Annotated in this window: 12 protein-coding genes; 8 read left to right on the plus strand and 4 right to left on the minus strand. The window is 60.3% G+C overall.

The features are described 5' to 3' along the window. Positions 1–6: 6 nt before the first annotated feature. Entirely contained in the window at positions 7–513 is a 507-nt protein-coding gene (locus TBK1r_RS07975; RefSeq protein ID WP_419581546.1) for a hypothetical protein, read from the minus strand. Positions 514–689: 176 nt separating this feature from the next. Next, the gene (locus TBK1r_RS07980; RefSeq protein WP_145208746.1) at positions 690–2,171 is read right to left on the minus strand and encodes a hypothetical protein; all 1,482 of its coding nucleotides are present in this window, start codon (positions 2,169–2,171) and stop codon (positions 690–692) included. A gap of 725 nt (positions 2,172–2,896) precedes the next feature. Between TBK1r_RS07980 and TBK1r_RS07985 the strand changes: the two genes are divergently transcribed. The 7 genes from TBK1r_RS07985 to TBK1r_RS08015 all read left to right on the plus strand — a co-directional run bounded on the left by TBK1r_RS07985 (position 2,897) and on the right by TBK1r_RS08015 (position 10,524). Beyond that, positions 2,897–3,346: a type II secretion system protein GspG gene (locus TBK1r_RS07985; RefSeq protein WP_145208748.1), complete on the plus strand. Its 450-nt coding sequence runs from the start codon at positions 2,897–2,899 to the stop codon at positions 3,344–3,346. A 475-nt stretch (positions 3,347–3,821) separates the two neighbouring features. Beyond that, entirely contained in the window at positions 3,822–4,457 is a 636-nt protein-coding gene (locus tag TBK1r_RS07990) for a prepilin-type N-terminal cleavage/methylation domain-containing protein (RefSeq protein WP_145208750.1), read from the plus strand. Beyond that, positions 4,454–4,975: a type II secretion system protein gene (locus TBK1r_RS07995; RefSeq protein WP_419581111.1), complete on the plus strand. Its 522-nt coding sequence runs from the start codon at positions 4,454–4,456 to the stop codon at positions 4,973–4,975. The genes TBK1r_RS07990 and TBK1r_RS07995 overlap by 4 nt, the downstream gene beginning before the upstream one ends. Beyond that, a complete protein-coding gene (locus tag TBK1r_RS08000) occupies positions 4,972–5,943 on the plus strand; it encodes a prepilin-type cleavage/methylation domain-containing protein (protein ID WP_145208753.1) in 972 nt (323 codons plus the stop codon). Before TBK1r_RS07995 ends, TBK1r_RS08000 begins: the two co-directional genes overlap by 4 nt. Beyond that, positions 5,943–7,628 (plus strand): type II secretion system minor pseudopilin, encoded by a 1,686-nt coding sequence (locus TBK1r_RS08005; protein ID WP_145208755.1) that lies wholly within the window; start codon positions 5,943–5,945, stop codon positions 7,626–7,628. Before TBK1r_RS08000 ends, TBK1r_RS08005 begins: the two co-directional genes overlap by 1 nt. Before the next feature lie 92 nt (positions 7,629–7,720). Next, a complete protein-coding gene (gene pilM / locus TBK1r_RS08010; protein WP_145208757.1) occupies positions 7,721–9,352 on the plus strand; it encodes a type IV pilus biogenesis protein PilM in 1,632 nt (543 codons plus the stop codon). Then, positions 9,349–10,524, plus strand: coding sequence for a cadherin repeat domain-containing protein (locus TBK1r_RS08015; protein WP_145208759.1), 1,176 nt, complete (start codon positions 9,349–9,351; stop codon positions 10,522–10,524). Before pilM ends, TBK1r_RS08015 begins: the two co-directional genes overlap by 4 nt. 69 nt (positions 10,525–10,593) lie before the next feature. Here the strand turns inward: TBK1r_RS08015 and TBK1r_RS08020 are convergent, their stop codons facing one another. After that, positions 10,594–12,777, minus strand: coding sequence for a sigma 54-interacting transcriptional regulator (locus tag TBK1r_RS08020; protein ID WP_419581112.1), 2,184 nt, complete (start codon positions 12,775–12,777; stop codon positions 10,594–10,596). A 217-nt stretch (positions 12,778–12,994) separates the two neighbouring features. Between TBK1r_RS08020 and TBK1r_RS08025 the strand changes: the two genes are divergently transcribed. After that, positions 12,995–14,347: a DUF1598 domain-containing protein gene (locus TBK1r_RS08025; protein WP_145208761.1), complete on the plus strand. Its 1,353-nt coding sequence runs from the start codon at positions 12,995–12,997 to the stop codon at positions 14,345–14,347. A 261-nt stretch (positions 14,348–14,608) separates the two neighbouring features. Here the strand turns inward: TBK1r_RS08025 and recG are convergent, their stop codons facing one another. Then, a complete protein-coding gene (gene recG, locus TBK1r_RS08030; RefSeq protein WP_145208763.1) occupies positions 14,609–16,780 on the minus strand; it encodes an ATP-dependent DNA helicase RecG in 2,172 nt (723 codons plus the stop codon). Positions 16,781–16,882 lie beyond the last annotated feature (102 nt).

Below are 16,882 nucleotides of genomic sequence, written 5' to 3' on the forward strand. Positions count from 1 at the left end.
GGACTCTTAATTCGCTCGGCCGCCGTTTTCCGATGCCGGTTCAGGGGAGTTTTCGGCCGCGTTCTCCGCCGCGTTTTCAGCGGAGTCTTCAGAGAGGGGAACGATCTTCCCGAACAGGTGCCCGCCGTGGTCTCCGTGTTGCCAGGTTCCGGCATAGCGACCGGCTTGGGGACCGGGCTGAATCAAGACGCGGGCGTCGAAGGTGCCCATGCCGGGGATCCACAACGAATCGAGCGTGATCACCGGTGTATTGCCGGCCCACACGATTTTTAGATCCATCGGCAGTTCCTGGTCGACGTTGCCGTACTTGATCCGCGCGGTGAACCGATACAGATCCGCCGCGGGAAGTTTTTCGCACGACTTGATCGTGTAGGCTTCGGTTTTCGGCGCCCCGTCCTTTCCATCGACGGTGAACTTGCCGATGAACTGAGTTCCGCTCAAGTACTTCGCCAATCGGGTTTCTCGCGAGGTTGCTTCGTCGGCAAACGCGGTCCCCGAAGCGGTCAAACCCATCGCCAGGATGGCGAGCGAGAATCGAAAGACATGGTTGGTCATGATGGCACCTCAAAGTGAACAATGGGATGCCATCAGTCTAACGTTGTCGCCGAGCGAAGAGTAAGGGCCGGTCGCCAGGCTTTCCCGACGTCGACAGACTGGAAGCCTGTCCCGGTCCTTTTCCCATTGGTTGCTTAGGGACTGACGATTTCGTTGGTCCGCTGCACCCGTTCTTTTTGTTGCTTGAACATGTCGGGTAGATCGACGGGTCGACGACGCGCGGGGCCTGGGACCGGCTCGGGTTGCCAGTCTTCGCCACGCACCGCGGACCCAAACGGCGTGGTCAACGAATCATCGAGCGTCTTGAGATAGGCCTGTAATTTCCAGGCGGGGATCACGGTCACACCGGCTTCGGTCGCCCGCTGCTTGGCCTCGCCGAGTGCCGCCAATTCGGCGGCGGCGACTTCTTCGTCACGCCCTTCGATTTGCGGCGATTCACCGACGACCAGGAAGCGAACGCTGGGGTCGATTCGGCCGGTCCGCTCGCCGTTGTCCGCGATTTCCGCACCGGCTGCTTTGATCATGCCTTCCAGGATGTCGTTGTCGGGGCGTCCATCGTCATCGATATCGATGCCGCCGGCCAAGGCGATGCGTACGGTCCGTCCGGGTGCCCAAAACGGCGAGTAAACGGCGTCGCCTTCGATGATCGGGTTGCCGACTTGGGGCATCGCCACGACGCGTGCTTCGGCCAAGTGGGGGCCGAGGATCTTGGTGACCTGGATAGACGCCTTGATGTCGGCGTCTTGAAGCCGCGCGGTGTCATCGCGATCGACCACGCCGAAGGTGATCCCCGGTCGCAACGCGTCGGCGGAGCCCAGGTTGATCGAGACGATTTTGCCGCCACGGAGGACGTAGCGGATTTCGCCCTGGACGGTTTCGAACCTGCCTCCACGAAGTTTGTTCAGTTCCAGCTTTTGCGTTTCAATCGTGTTTTCCAGAATTTTGGTCTGGGCGAGCAGGCTGTTGACTTCGGTGCCGGCTTTGCGTTGGAACGCCTGCAGCTCGCGTTCGCTCTTCGTCTTGCTGTCCTTGGCCTGCTCCATCTTGGTCAGCATGTCGTTTCGATAGGTGGCGAATTGCGTTCGCTCGTCTTCGAGTTGTTTCGCCAGGTTTTCGCGTTCAGTTTCCGCTTTCTGCTGTGCGGCACGGGCGGTTGCGACATCGGCGGCGGCTTGTGCCCGGATCTTGTTGGCGTCGTCGCGGGCGACCCCGTACTGTTCGTTGCGGTCGCGGATCGCGTTCATGAAGTAATCAACCAGCGCGCCGTAGTGGCGGTCCTGGATGCCGACGTCTTGGCCGAACACCTGCATGTCGCTATGGAACTGGGTGGCCAGGGCGTCGAATTCCGGATCGCCACTGCTGCTGTTGGCAAAGGAATCGAATTCGTCCTGGGTCATCTGCTCGGCACCGAGCATCTTCTGCATCGTGATGTTCTTTTCCTCGGCGTTTTTCAGACCGTTTGAGACGTCGGTCAGGCGAGTGGCAATGGTCGCCCGTTCTTCCGCTTGGCCGCTTCCCCAACTCCAGAGGATAAAGTTCAGGGCAAGGGAGAGGACCAGCAGAATCAAACAGGTGATTAAGCTGCCGCGAATGACTGAATCGTCGCGTGCCGCCATGGGAAACTTCCGAGCGAAAAGTGGAGAGGATACGAGAAACCGACTGGATGGACGTCTCACCTACCGGTCGGCGCCATCGAACGAGAGCGGCAAACGGCAGGAAATCCATCCACAGAATATTCACAAGTCTGCGTCATTCTAGCATTTCTGCCCGAGAATAACCCAGCTTCCCGGTCCGACTGAGCGGGTTTTAGCGCGCCCGAGCGGCCAAGACAGGTGATTCCTGTCTGATTGGGCGACATCCGGGGGGCTGAGCGAACAATCCTCGGCGGCAAATCTTGGGCGAGAAATCTCGGCCGCGGATCAGGGTCAGGTACCAATGGCACGGGCATCAGCGTTGGTGTGCAAGCTTTAGCCGCCCACTGTCGCTGCGAAGCAGCGACCGGGAATCGCCTCAAGGCTAGACACCATCGGTACCTGCCCCCTGTTCCGCACTCGTCGTCTGCCTCAACTTCCGCGTCGGGTCGGGCGTAAACCGGTTCCATTGAGTCGCCCGCCTGCGGCTTGTTGGTTAAATCGCGGAACCTTTTGGTGGGCGAGTGGTTAAGATACAAAGAGCACCTCGAGTATCGCCCCCCCGGGCTGGTACGCTGTCGCTGCTCGTCCAGGCAAGGCCTCACACGCGGCGTGGGTCGACCGCCCCCCTCGCACGTCCGCTGGTGATCAAACGGGCGGAGCCCCTTTCCCCTTTCGGAACCCTTCCCAGACTCATGCAAATCCAATCCATGTCACGTCCATCCTCCCCGTTTGCCGCTTCCACCCGTCGCCGTCGCCATCACCGTCGTGCCGCCCGACACGCGTTCACGCTGCTCGAGCTGTTGCTGGTGCTCGCCATTCTCGTGGTCCTCGGTGGCATCGTCGCGGTGAACGTCGTGGGGACCGGTCAGGCCGCCAATGCCGACGCGACGATGGCTCAGATGAAGATGCTCAAGTCGAACATCGACATGTTCCAAATCCGCATGAACAGCCTGCCGCAAACCCTAGAAGAACTCCGTGACGGACCCTCCGATGCGGCCAAAAAGGCGAAGTGGGTCGCGCCGATCATCACCGAAATCCCCAAAGACGCCTGGGGCAATGACATCGACTACAGCGTCAACGGGAACAGTTACGAACTCCGCAGCGGAGGCATCGACGGCCAGAAAAACACCGAGGACGACATCGTCGTGACGCCGTAGGCGGCAAGCATCGTCGTGGCGTTCGCCAGAGATGTAGAGGGTTCCGCCGCCCGACTTTTCCATCCCGGACACGGCCCCCGCTCCTGAGATGCCACGCCGCCAAGCATTGATTCCTTGCGATTTACGAGATGTTAGCGGCAGGGCGCAAGCCCTCCGGTCGCTCATCTGCGATTTGCGAGGTGTTAGCGGCAGGGCGTTATCCCAAATACCGGAGGGCTCGCGCCCTACCGCTAAGAAACGCTTCACCGCGTTATCCCAAACACCGGAGGGCTCGCGCCCTGCCGCTAAAAAACGCTTCACGGCGTTATCCCAAATACCGGAGGGCTCGCGCCCTACCGCTAAGAAACGCTTCACGGCGTTATCCCAAATACCGGAGGGCTCGCGCCCTGCCGCTAAGAAACGCTTCACGGCGTTACCCGAAACACCGGAGGGCTCGCGCCCTGCCGCTAAAAAACGCTTCACTGCGTTACCTGACATGGTCGCACTTGAGAGAGATCGCACACGAGAACGAGAAAGTGGTTTTACGCTGCTGGAGTTGCTGTTGGTCTTGGCCATCCTTTCCGTCCTCGCATCGATCGCGATTCCGCAAGTCGCCTGGTTGCTCGGCGACCGAAGGATCGTCCGTGGGGCCAAATTAATCCGCGAAGAATTGATGCTGGCGCGCGTCGATTCGATGCGGCAAGGCCGGATCTTGATGGTCGATGCGATGCTCGAATCCAGCCAACTCCGCGTCCAGCCGTATTTCTCCCTGGCCGACTCCGTCAACGCGATCGACCAGACCGGCACGCAGTCGGCTCTGTTGTCCGGCGCCGAACAAGGACAGTTTGTTCCGGTGATCCAGGACGAATCGGAAATCCGTCAGGTGGATTTGCCCGACGACGTCGTGGTCAAAAGCGTGTCGGTCGTTTCCGCAGCCCGGGCGATGGAAATCGAACAGGCAACGATGAGCAACCAAGCCGAAGGATACAGTCAACCGATTTTGTTTTACCCCGACGGGACCACCAGCACCGCCGCGGTGGTGCTGATGCATCCCGAGCACGGGCAGATCACAATCAAGCTGCGTGGCATCACCGGCGACGTCACGATCAGCGAGGTGGGGGCCAATCAATGATCGTCTCGCAATCACCGAAACGAGCGTCATCCAAAGCTGCGATGCGACGTCGCGGGAGCGGTTTTTCGCTGCTGGAAATGATTCTGGCGTTGGCCATCCTCGGCAGCAGTCTGGCCGTCCTGGCGCAAATCGCCGGGACCGGCGTCAGCGCCGCGCGCGAAGCCCGCGCGCTGGTGACCGCCAGGATGATCTGCCAATCCAAATTGAACGAACAGCTGTTGAATCTCCAAGCGGGGCAATCACCGACGACGATCGTCGAAGCGCCGGCCGAGTCATTCGACAGCGCGTCGACCGAAACGTTCGTCTACACCGTCGAAGTCATGCCCGGCCAACTCGATGGATTGCTTTCGCTACGCGTGACCGTGTTGGCTCGCGCAGGCGACGGCACCGAACAACTGGCCGCGTTCGCGCTCGATCGCTGGGTGATCGACCCCGCGCTGGGACTGGAAGAAGCCGAGGCGGAAGAAGAGGCGGCGCGTGAAGAAATCGCCAACGGCGGTGAGGAGCCGCTGACATGATTGCATCGAACCTGACCAAGGCGACTCGGTTCAGCCGTTCCCGGCGACGACGCGGTTTCACCTTGCTGGAACTGTTTTTGACGCTGTCGATGGCCGTCGTCCTGATGACGCTGGTCAACGCCGCGTTCCGTTTCTATGCCGTCGACATGGATTCCAGTGACATGGACATGCGGCGAACCATGCTGGCCGCGGCCGTGATGCAAATGATCGAAGATGACTTGCGGGCGTCGCTGCACCCGGAACCGTTGGACACCAGCGCGCTAGAAACCTTGCTGGCCAGCACCGCCGCGTCGGCCACAGGCGGTGGCAACACCGGCGATGCGGGCGATCCCGGCGCCGCCGAGGCCGCCGGCACGGACGACCCGGCGCTGGAAGAGGACGTGACCACAACGGTATCGGGAGTCGCCGTGCTGCAGACGCCCGGTTTGATCGGAGACCAGTACCAACTGCAAGTCGACACCAGTCGCCTGCCGCGGTTGGAAGAGTATGCCGTGCTGATGGACGTCGATCCCGGCAACCTGGCCGATTTGCCCAGCGATCTGAAAACCGTGACGTACTACGTTCAGGCGGCCGATTCGATCGGGATCGAGGATCCGCTGGCCAAGTTGGATGCGACGACCTCGACGACCGCCGGCGGCTTGGTACGACGCGTCTTGGATCGCTCCGCAACGACGTTCGCATCGACCTCGGGCAACCTCGCGGCACTCGGCCAGACCGGCGAATTGCTCGCACCCGAAGTCACCGGAATCGAATTCTCCTACTGGGACGGCGTGACCTGGCAAATCGAATGGAACAGCGACGAACTCGGGGAACTACCCTTGGCCGTGAAAATCCAAATGGTCATGGTCGACCCGCTGGTCGCCGAGAGTGAACAGGAACCACGGGTGTTCCAGCACGTGGTCAAACTGACGATGGCCAAGATCATCGAAGAAGAAGAGGAAGACGATCTTTCGGGGGTAGGCCTCTGATGAATTCACCAACCAAACTCAACACGCAACGTCCACGCCGGCGGCGAGGTTTTTTCCTGGTGCTGGTGTTGTTGGTCGTTGTCGTCGCCACGCTGTCGGTGTACTCGTTCACCGGAGTGATGGTCGCCTACGATGACGCCGCGTATCTGTCCGGTGACCTGGTCCGGGCCCGTGTGGCTGCCGATTCCGGCGCCGAGGCGATTCGTTTGATTTTGTCTCAACCCCGAATGATGCGGGACGACATGGGAGGTGTTTACAACAATCCCAACCTGTTCCAGGCGATCGCGGTTTCCAATCAAGACGCCGCCAACGTCTGTGATTTCTCCGTCCCCGCGCCGGATCTGAATGAGAACGGCATGCTCAGCGGAATCCGATTCGGGTTGCAGGACGAATCGGCTCGTTTGAATCTCAACACGTTGACGGTCTTGGATGAAAACTCCGAAGGCTTGATGGCCGCGCTCAGTCTGCTCTCGGATCCAGACAGCGGCGACGCGTTGCCCGAGAGTATCGCCACCGCGTTGTTGTTGGCCTTGCCGGGGATGACCGAAGAGATCGCTGATTCGATCATGGACTGGCTGGACGCGGACGACGAAGTGCGACCCTATGGAGCGGAGCTGGAGTATTACAGCGGACTGCCGACGCCCTACGAACCGACCAACGGCCCGATCAGCAGCGTCGAAGAACTGTTGCTGGTCAGCGGGATGACGCCGACACTGTTGTTCGGTGCCGATACCAATCGCAACGGCGTGCTCGATCCGGACGAACAGCAACGCTTCAACGTCACCGTCGACACGCCCGGTGCACTCGGCTTGGCGGCCTACTTCACGATCCACGGGCAAGAAGCCAACAAGCAGCGTGACGGCACGTTTCGGGTGAACATCAACGCGGACGATTTGGAAATCCTCTACGAAGACTTGACCGATGTCCTCGGCGATGACGTCTACGCCAGTTTTATTTGTGCGTACCGCATGTCGGGGGCACCGTCGACGTCCATCGCCGGAGCGGCACTGCCGGATGCGGCCAACGCCGCACCGGATGCCCAACCGGCCAACGACGGAGGCATCTGGACGGCGGACTTGCTGGAGAATTTTGATCTGTCGGCCGGCGGCGGAATCGAGTTCACCCAGGTGCTCGATCTGATCGACGCCACCGTCACCGTCGGAGGCGGCGACGACGCGGTGACCTACCGCAGTCCGTTCACGTTGCTGACCGCGGGCATCTACCTGCCGCTGATCATGGACAAACTGGTCACCGGCGACACGCCGGCGATGCCCGGTCGAATCAACGTCAATGAATGCCCCGCGGAACTGTTGTACGGCATCCCGTTTTTGACCGAGGAACAAGTCGGCATGATTCTGGAAGCCCGCGGGACGGAAACCGACGACGAGAACCGGTTCTATGAGACCTGGTTGATGGTCGAGGGCATCGTGACGTTGGCGGAAATGAGAAACCTGGTGCCGCTGTTGACCGGCGGCGGCGACGTCTATCGGGCCCAGATCGTCGGCTACTTTGAATCGACCGGCTTGGCCCATCGCCAAGAAGTGATCATCGACGCGACCACCGTGAACCCCAAAATCGTGTCCTATCGAGACCTCAGCCATCTCGGTCGGGCGTTTGATGTTTCCGTGCTCGGAATCCGCAACACGGCCGCGGTGTCCGGTGACCAACCCGCCGCCTCCCAATAACAGCGTCCCAGTAACAGTCCCCCCTAACGATTCCCAGCCAGCCCTACCGAGACGGACCGTGCGTTTTGACCTTATCGAACTAGACTACCACCATGCCTAAACGAATAGCCCTCGACTATGACGACCGCGAATTGCGGATCGTCGTCGCCAACTGCAACGGTTCCAAGGTGCAGGTGACCGATGCACAGGTCATCCCGATCCCCGAAAACGGATCGGTCTCGGAAAAGCTACGGGCCTACATCACCAGCGAGGGCCTGCAGAAAACGGAAACGCTGGTCACGATCGGTCGCGGCAAGGCGGAGTTGCGAGAATTGCAGTTGCCGCCGGTGCCCGACGACGAGCTTCCGGACATGGTGCGATTTCAGGCCATCCGCAGCTTTGCCTCGGCCAGCGAACGCGCGATCGTCGACTTTTTGGTGACCCGTCGCACCAATGACAACAACACGCTGATCGCGGCGGCCGTTTCTCCAGGGGACATGGATCGGGTCCGGGAACTCTGCAAGACGTCAGATCTATTGCCCAAACGCATCGCCTTGCGTCCGCTCTCGGCCGCATCGCTGTACTTGCGAGGTCAGAAGACGCCGCCGATTTGCGTTTTGATCGACCTGCTCAACGATGACGCGGAAATTGTGATCGCGCGGGACGGCAAGGTGATTTTCGTCCGCACCGTCCGCTTGCCTTCCGAAGCGAGGCATCGCAGCGGTGCGATCGCAAGTGAGTTGCACCGCACCATGGTGGCCTGCGGCGAGACCTCGACGCCGGGTCGGATCGTGGTTTGGGGGACCGAGTCGGTGCACGCAGGGGACATCGCGGCGATCAAGAGCACGATCAGCTGTGAAGACGTCCAAGCGGTCAATCCGTTTGATCTGGTCAGTCTGCAGATCGACCGATCGGCCTTGCCCGAGCACATCGGCCGTCTCGCGCCTCTGGTCGGTCTGCTCGCCAGCGACGAAACGGCTCCGGAAACGCTGATCGATTTCTTGAACCCACGCAAGAAGCCGGAAGAGGAACCGGATCGTGTCCGCCGCATCTTGATGATCGCCGGACCGATCGCAGCGGTTTTCCTGGCGGGATTCTTTATCTACCGGCAATTCGCCCAGTGGGATCGAAAGATCGCCAACGCGACCAACGAAGTCAACTTGTTGTTGCCGTCGGCCAAAGCCGCCGAAGAGAGCATCGAGCGGACCGAGACTATCGACCAGTTTCTCGACGGCGACGTCAATTGGTTGGACGAAATCCGACGGCTGGCTGAAAAAGCACCGCCGAGTGACAAGATGATCGTCCGCAATATCTCGGGCACCGCCAGCATTCGCGGCGGAGGCGGCACGCTCCGCATCGTCGGCGCCGTTACCGAGCCGAGTGTGATCGACGAATTGGAAGAAGCACTGCGTGATCCGAACCACGGTGTCGTCGGCAAGGGATCGCAAGAACAAAAAGGCCAAGACACCTACGCGTGGACGTTTACCGAGTCGGTGATGATTTCAGGCGAAACGATTCGCAACACCCGCTACCAGCGGATGGCGGAGCGGATCGCGGAAGCGGAATCCCAAGCCGCTGACGAACCGTCCACCGCTACCGAAGCACCGGCTGCCGAACAAAGCCCATCCGAAGCGGCCCCATCCGAAGCTCAAGATTCCGAAGATCAAGAGGCTGAGCAGCAGCCGTCCACCCCCGAGCAGCCGTCCAACGAAAACGCCACCGACACGGCGGAGGTCCAAGCATGAACCAACGTGAGAGAATGTTAGCGATCTTGGTCGGCGGACTGTTCGTCCTCGGGCTCGGCCAATGGGGATTGACGAAATACCAAACCGCCATCAAGCAGCGGCGGACCCAGTACGAAAGTCTTCAGGAACGCCAGGTCCAACTGGCCGAACAACGCAACCAAGGCGCGCTGGCCGATCGGCAGATGGGCGAGTACTTGGTGCGATCGGTTTCCAGCGACGTCGAGCGTGCCCGCAGCGACTATCAGAGCTGGCTGTTCGATGTGATTGAAAATCACAACATCAAAGACGCCAAGGTCGACAGTGGACGGACCGTCCCCGTCGGCGATCTGTACCAACAGATGACGTTTCTGTTGACCGGCCGCGCCGAGACGCCGGACATTTTTGATTTCATGCACGAGATCCAGTCCAAAGACTATCTGCACCGGATTCGCGAGTTTGATCTCAAACCGTCCAAGACCGATTCGGGGTTCACGATCAGCATGACGATCGAAGTGGCTTCGTTGCGGAACGCTCCCGTCGACGCCAAATCGCCCGAAACAAACGCCTGGCGCGTCGACCCGGATTCGCTGGCCTACAGCGATCCGATCTTGAATCGCAACCTGTTCGAGCCGCCCAACCGGGCGCCTTCGTACGACGGCAGCCGGACCGTGGAAGTGACCAAGGGACGTAGCGAAGCCGTATCGCTGGTCTTCAAAGACGCCGAACAACACCGGTTGTCGTATGAATTGGTCGATCCCCCAGAAGTCGTCTCGATCGACGATCGCAGCGGCACGTTGCGCGTCAGCAGCGACGAACTGAGGGAGTTCGACGTGACGGTTCGCGTCACCGATCACGGCTACCCCAAACGCACCGTCGAAGAAACGTTGTTGGTCAAAGTCGTCGATCCACCTCCGCCACCGCCGCCCGAAAAGCCGCCGCTGGAATTCGACGATGCCAAGCAGACCTATCTGACCGGGTTGGTGCAGGGTGCCGAAGATTGGACGGCCTGGATGAACGTTCGGACGCGCGGCACGACGCTGAAGTTGCGTGTCGGCGACGAATTTGAAATCGGCAGCGTGCGTGGGGTCGTCGAATCGATCGACGCCGACGCCGTGAAAATCAAGATCGGCGACAAGACCATCACGCTCACCAGCGGCGGAACCTTAAAATCCGCAGTCGATTCGGTGGAGTGATCCACCGTGGGTTAGGCTTCCAGGCTCGTCATTGCCGCGTCGACAGGCTGGAAGCCTAACTCATTTTCGTTACGATTGCCGATCGAACTTCTTCAGCTTTCGATCCAACGTGCTGCGTTCGATGCCCAGGATCGCGGCCGCGCGACTTTTGTTGCCATCGGTGTGACGGAGCACGCGTTCGATATGCGATCGTTCCAACTCGGCCAACGAAATCTCGACCGGACTGGACGCGGCGATTGACTCCGCGTCGCCCGTGCCCGCCGACATGGCCGGCGTCAGCAACAGGTGTTCGGCATCGATCGTCGAACCGCTGTTCAGCACCACCGCGCGTTCGATCACGTTGCGCAGCTCGCGGATGTTTCCGGGCCAGCGATAATCCAACAGCATCCGTTTGGCCGCGTCGGTGATCGTCGTGATGCGTCGGCCCATCTGTTCGTTGAACTGTGCCAAAAAGTGCTCGGCCAACAACAGGATGTCGCTGCCACGCTTGCGTAGCGGCGGGACGACAATCTCGACGACGTGCAAGCGATAGAACAGGTCTTGGCGAAATTTACCTTCGGCGACCATCGCTTGAAGATCACGATTGGTTGCCGCGACCACGCGGACATCAACTTTGATCGGACTTTGGCCGCCGACACGTTCAAACGGATGGCCTTCCAACACGCGTAGAAACTTGGCTTGGATCTCTGCATCCATCTCGCCGATTTCGTCCAACATCAGCGTGCCTCCGTCGGCCGCTTCAAACTTGCCCTGCTTGCGATCGGTCGCGCCGGTGAACGCACCTTTCTCGTGCCCGAACAATTCGCTTTCCAGCAGCGACGGCGACAACGCGGCACAGTTCATGCAAACCAGCGGCGCCGAGGCGCGTCCGCTGGCGTGGTGGATCGCCGAGGCGACCAGTTCCTTGCCGACTCCGGATTCGCCGCGGACCAAGACCGTCGCGTGAGTCGGGGCCACCATGGAAATTTTTTCGATGATGTCACGGACCGCATCGCTCTGGCCCACGATTTGAACTTTTCCGCCGATCTGTTTTTGCAGCGTTCGGATTTGGCGTTGGGATCGGCGGAGCGAGCGATCCAGTTTTCCGCGGACACGCAGATTCCGCAGCGACTCGGCCAGGATCTCGGCGACAGCCAGAACAAATTCCAGATCGCGCGCCGACAACACCGTTTCTTTGTCGGTCGTCAGCAGGTGCAGCATGCCCAACAGGTTTTCTTCACGATCCCTGACGGGGGCCAAGATCATGCTGACCGCATCGATCTCGCCTTGGCTGTTTTCGGTTGCCAACGTTCGGTCACCGGAAACGTTTCGGGCCAAGATCGCTTGTCCGTCCGGGCCGATGACGCTGGCGATCGCGGTATCGGCCGGACGTCGGTAGCTGCTCGATCCCGGTGCCGCATCATTGGAATGACGCGTCGCAACCAAGGTCAACATCGACGGATCCGGCCCCGATCGCGGGTTGGCTTGCCGGCCGTCGGTGGATGGGTTCTGCGGCGGTTGGTTCTGAGTCTGCCGGCGTTTTTGTGAATCGACGACGAATGCGCCGGCGCTTCGAAACGGGATCGATGCGGCCAGGCGGTCCAGGACCAAATCGATCGCTTGGGCAGCGGTTTCCGCACCGGCCAGTTCGAAAGCCAATTGCAGCAGTGTCGCGCGGGCCTTTTCGGTCTGCACCAGTGCCCCGGGTTGGGCGGGTGATTCGATGACCAATGGATCGCTGTGCAAGTATTCGCTTTTGGCGCGACGATCGGTGATCGACGCCGCTTCCATCGCCAGGGTCAGGTGATCTTCGGTCGCCCCGGCGGGTCTGGGCGAGGCGACGGGCCCCTCGGCGGACTGAATCTGGTGAACAAACTGCAGCGAGAATCCGGCGATTTCAATCTTGTCGCCGTCGGACAGGGCCGTCGGAGCCTGGATCCGCCGGCCGCCGAGAAATGTTCCGTTTCGGCTGCCCAGATCCTCGATCATCCAGCCCGCCGCTGTCGACCAGACCCGAGCGTGTTGGCGGCTCGCTTTTTCGCTGCGGATCGCGATGTCGTTGGTGCTGGACCGTCCCAGAATGACTTGTCCGGGTGCGGAGAGTCGAAAAACGTCGCTCCAACGCCCCGCCGACTGGATCACCAGGTATCCGCCATCGATGCCACCCACGGGGGTGCTCCATTGGCCGTTTAAGGCCGAAACCCCCTTCAGCGGCAGACGGTTGGGGCCCGAATCGTCGTCGTGGGGCGGCAAGGTGAGGCTGCTGTCGCTCAAAGTGCTCTGATTCCCTGGAAGTCGCTCGAAGAGGCTGGAGTCGATTGGATGCCGAATAGTTTATCAGATCACCGGGTCGAACTTGCGACTCGAATGGGCGGCAACTATTCTCTTATGCAGTCTAGGCCGCCTCCCAACCGACTTTTCCGCCGTACGATGACGCGTCTTTGCGAATTGCCGGCGTCTAAAATCCAATTCCATTCGGAGTAACTTTTCGATGAAACTGAGCCAAGCTCGATTCATGATCGCGATTGCGATGAGCTGTCTCGTTGCAGTCGCCTCGCAGACCAACGCCCAGTTCGGCGGTGGCGGATTCGGCAACAATGTTGGCGGTGTCTCGATCGATCCGACTGGTGTGGTCCGGTCTGCGACCGTCCAAGAAAAACAGGAACTGGTCAACCTACTTCGCGACCAAGTTACCGCGCCAGTGGGCGATCTGACTGCGGCAGCGGATCTACGGATGGTGTCCCTCTCTGGGCTGCAGCAGGCAATTGAGCAATCAATTGCGACCGGCGATCTACTGCCGGCCGAGATTCGCTACATGGCCGGGCTGACGGGGATCCAATACGTGCTGCTCGATGAGCAAAACAACGACTTGATCCTGGCTGGACCGGCCGAACCCTGGACCCTGTCGGAAACCGGCAGCGTCGTCGGCACCGAAACCGGCGCCGCGATCCTGCAGTTGGAAGACCTGGTGGTCGCGCTTCGCAACGTCGAAAACTCGCGTGCCCAAGGCATCAGCTGTTCGATCGAACCGACGGCCGAAGGCCGGCAACGTTTGAACGCGTTTCTCGGTCGCATGAAACTCCGCCCCGGCCAGAACCCCTCTGCCCTGGAAGCCGGGATGAAGCAGGCATTCGGACCGCAGATGATCAAGTTGAACGGCATTCCCGCGACCAGCCGCTACGCCTGCATCCTTGTCGCGGCGGATTATCAAATGAAACGGCTGGCGATGGCGATTGAAGATTCACCCGTCAAAGGGCTTCCCAGCTACCTGCAACTCGCCCGCAACACCTCTCACGCCGGCAGCATGAATCCTCGCTGGTGGATGGAATGCGAGTACGACAGCTTGACGCGTAACGAAGAAGGCACGGTTTGGAAATTGACCGGTCAAGGGATCCGAACGATGACCGAACAAGATGCCATTGCCGCCGACGGCACGGCAACCAGTGCCGGAAAGTCCGACAAGCTGGCCGAGAAATGGGCCACCTCGATGACCGAACGCTTTGAGCAATTGGCCAAAGAAATGCCGGTCTTCGGTGATCTGCAAAACCTGATGGATCTGACGGTCGCTTCGACGCTGATCGTGCAAGAACAGCTCGAAAATCGCTCGGGACTGGAATTGGTCGTGCTCCGCGATCAAGAAATGCTGGAAATGCCGACGTTGGACGCGCCTCAAACGATCGCACCAGAGTGCAGCTTCATCAAGGGACGAAGCGGCTGGGTCGTGACGGCATCCGGTGGCGTTAGCATCAACGCCTTCCAAATCGTTCATGACCAGCAAGTCGACACCTCGCTGACGAACCAAGTCGCCGCCTCCCGATCCAGCACCTGGTGGTGGAACAAGTAGGGCATGCTGTGCGTGCCAAGTAGGGCATGCTGTGCATGCCAACACTCACGTAGGGCATGCTGTGCATGCCAACGCTCACGTAACGCATGCCGGGAAGCATTTTTTTAGCGGTAGGGCGCGAGCCCTCCGGTGTTCCGGCAACGATGAGGGACCGGAGGGCTTGCGCCCTGCCGCTAACACCGCGTCAAACGCAAGGAATTTAACGCTTCACTGCGTTGCCCGTAACGCATGCTGTGCATGCCGATGGGCCTGGACGGCCGGCTAGGCCACGTCGCCCAGGTCCAAGCGTTTGCCGTAGCGGCGCATCAGTTGTTTCTTGAGCGCGTCCCACTTCGGGTCGGACAGCTCTGGATCTTCGTCAATCGTTTGCTGGGCGATTTCGCGTGCGACTTGCAGCACGTCAATGTCGTTCATCAGATCGGCGATCCGCAGCGGGGGCATGCCGCTTTGCCGTGAACCGAACACGTCACCGGGACCACGCATTTTGAAATCGGCTTCGGCGAGTTCAAAGCCATCGCTGGTGCTTTCTAACACTTTCAATCGCTCGAACTCTTCCGGCGATTGTTCACCGTCGGTAAAGACGCAGACGTGTCCGGCGTGTGTGCCGCGTGAGACTCGCCCGCGGAGTTGGTGAAGCTGGGCCAATCCGAATCGCTGGGCCCCCAAGATGGTCATCACGGTTGCATTGGGCACATCGATCCCGACTTCGATCACCGTCGTGCTGACCAACACGTCGGTCTCGCCGTCTGCAAACGCCTCCATCACCGCACGCTTCTCGTCACTGGACAGTCGGCCGTGGAGCAACCCGACCTGGTACTTTGCCAGGGTGCCCGTGCGAAGCTCTTCGTAGACAGTCTCGACCGATGAGACATCTTCGTCGGTCGCCGAGTCTTCGTCGGGTACCTCGACGTCATCTTGAGTCGGCGAGGCCTGAGCACTGACGCGGGGAGCGACGATGAAGGCTTGTCGGCCTTCATCGAGTTGTTTTTTGACAAACGTCCACCAACGGTCACGCCACTCGTCGCGACCCAGGTAAGTGTTCACGCTGCCGCGGCCCGGCGGTTTTTCACGCAGCGTCGTCAAGTCCACGTCGCCGAAGATCGTCATCGCGACCGAGCGCGGGATCGGCGTCGCACTCATCACCAGGTAATGGGGGTCGACCCCGCCGCTGCGAAGTTGAACACGTTGGCGAACGCCGAACTTGTGTTGTTCGTCGATCACGCACAGACCCAGATTCTTGAACTCGATGCCGTACAACAGGGCTTGGGTACCGACGAGCAGATCGATTTCTCCGGACGCCGTTTTGCGAAGCGTCTCACGCCGCTCTGCCGCGGTCAGCGAACCGCACAGCAGCCCGATGCGAACGCGACTGTCGGCCAGCATCCGGGTCAGGGTTTGGAAATGTTGTCTGGCCAAGACCTCCGTCGGCGCCATCAAGACCGCTTGATGGGAATGACCGACGGCCAACATCATCGCGTAAATCGCGACGACCGTCTTGCCGCTGCCCACGTCACCCTGCAGCAAGCGGTTCATCGGAAACTGGCGGCCCATGTCGCGACCGACGTCTTTCATCGCCGCTTTTTGGTCGCCCGTCAGTTCAAAAGGGAATCGATTGATGATTCGCGCGTCCAGCATCGCCGAGGCGGGCAGCGGCGTGGACCGCAGGTCCGTGGTCAGTTTGCGGCGCCGCATCGCCAATGCAAGTTGCATGACCAGCAGTTCTTGAAAGACCAAACGCGTTCGCGCCGCCGCCAAATCGTTTTGATCGGCGGGCCAATGAATGCTGCGGACCGCGGTGCAAATATCCGGCAGCGGCAGCCGAAGATCGATCTCGGCCGCGCGCAACGCAGCGGTCGCCTGGTCGCGAAGATCAACCGGCAAGACTTCGGTGAGCGTTTCGCACAGACCGTCGATCGCCGCATTGACATAGTGCCGCATCTCGTTTTGTTTGACGCCTTCGGTCAGCGGATAGATCGGCAGGATTCGTGGCTTCTTGATTTCCCCGTCGTCTTCCAGCAACGTCACCTTGGGGTGCACAAATTCCCATCGCAAACCGTTCAGCTTCGGTTCGCCGCTGATCATGACTCGACGGTCAAACGTGATTTGCTCGGCGCGAAACGGCTGGTTGAAAAAGACGATTCGTACCGCACCGGAATCGTTTTGAACGACGGCCCCGAAAATCGATTTACCGGGCGTCCGGGAGACGATTTCGGCGTCGACGATCGTGCCGACCAACGAAGCGGATTGGCCTTCACGCAGCTGGTCGACTCGGGCCGGCGGTGCAGGGAATTCGTAGCTGCGGGGAAAACAAAACAGCAGATCACCCGCCGTCCGCAACCCGATTTTGGCAAGCTTCTCGGCGCGCAACGAACCGATCCCGGGCAAGAACTTCGCCGGCGTGCCGAGAGTCGTTTCGATCGAATTCTCCGTCATCGAAGCCGAGTATACCGAAGCGGCCGTCACCGATGAACCTTGTCCCCATTGCGGCCCGCCTTAAACGGCGCGAAGAAAGCTGGGGAGCTGGAAAACGTGGGT

This window comes from Stieleria magnilauensis, assembly GCA_007753675.1.
In the GTDB taxonomy this organism is placed as follows: Bacteria; Planctomycetota; Planctomycetia; order Pirellulales; family Pirellulaceae; genus Stieleria; species Stieleria magnilauensis.

Bases quoted from the DNA above. Each gene is read 5' to 3' on its own strand.
- TBK1r_RS07975 (WP_419581546.1), bottom strand. From the start codon at position 513: ATGGGTTTGACCGCTTCGGGGACCGCGTTTGCCGACGAAGCAACCTCG.
- TBK1r_RS07980 (WP_145208746.1), bottom strand. From the start codon at position 2,171: ATGGCGGCACGCGACGATTCAGTCATTCGCGGCAGCTTAATCACCTGT.
- TBK1r_RS07985 (WP_145208748.1), top strand. From the start codon at position 2,897: ATGTCACGTCCATCCTCCCCGTTTGCCGCTTCCACCCGTCGCCGTCGC.
- TBK1r_RS07990 (WP_145208750.1), top strand. From the start codon at position 3,822: ATGGTCGCACTTGAGAGAGATCGCACACGAGAACGAGAAAGTGGTTTT.
- TBK1r_RS07995 (WP_419581111.1), top strand. From the start codon at position 4,454: ATGATCGTCTCGCAATCACCGAAACGAGCGTCATCCAAAGCTGCGATG.
- TBK1r_RS08000 (WP_145208753.1), top strand. From the start codon at position 4,972: ATGATTGCATCGAACCTGACCAAGGCGACTCGGTTCAGCCGTTCCCGG.
- TBK1r_RS08005 (WP_145208755.1), top strand. From the start codon at position 5,943: ATGAATTCACCAACCAAACTCAACACGCAACGTCCACGCCGGCGGCGA.
- pilM (WP_145208757.1), top strand. From the start codon at position 7,721: ATGCCTAAACGAATAGCCCTCGACTATGACGACCGCGAATTGCGGATC.
- TBK1r_RS08015 (WP_145208759.1), top strand. From the start codon at position 9,349: ATGAACCAACGTGAGAGAATGTTAGCGATCTTGGTCGGCGGACTGTTC.
- TBK1r_RS08025 (WP_145208761.1), top strand. From the start codon at position 12,995: ATGAAACTGAGCCAAGCTCGATTCATGATCGCGATTGCGATGAGCTGT.
- recG (WP_145208763.1), bottom strand. From the start codon at position 16,780: ATGACGGAGAATTCGATCGAAACGACTCTCGGCACGCCGGCGAAGTTC.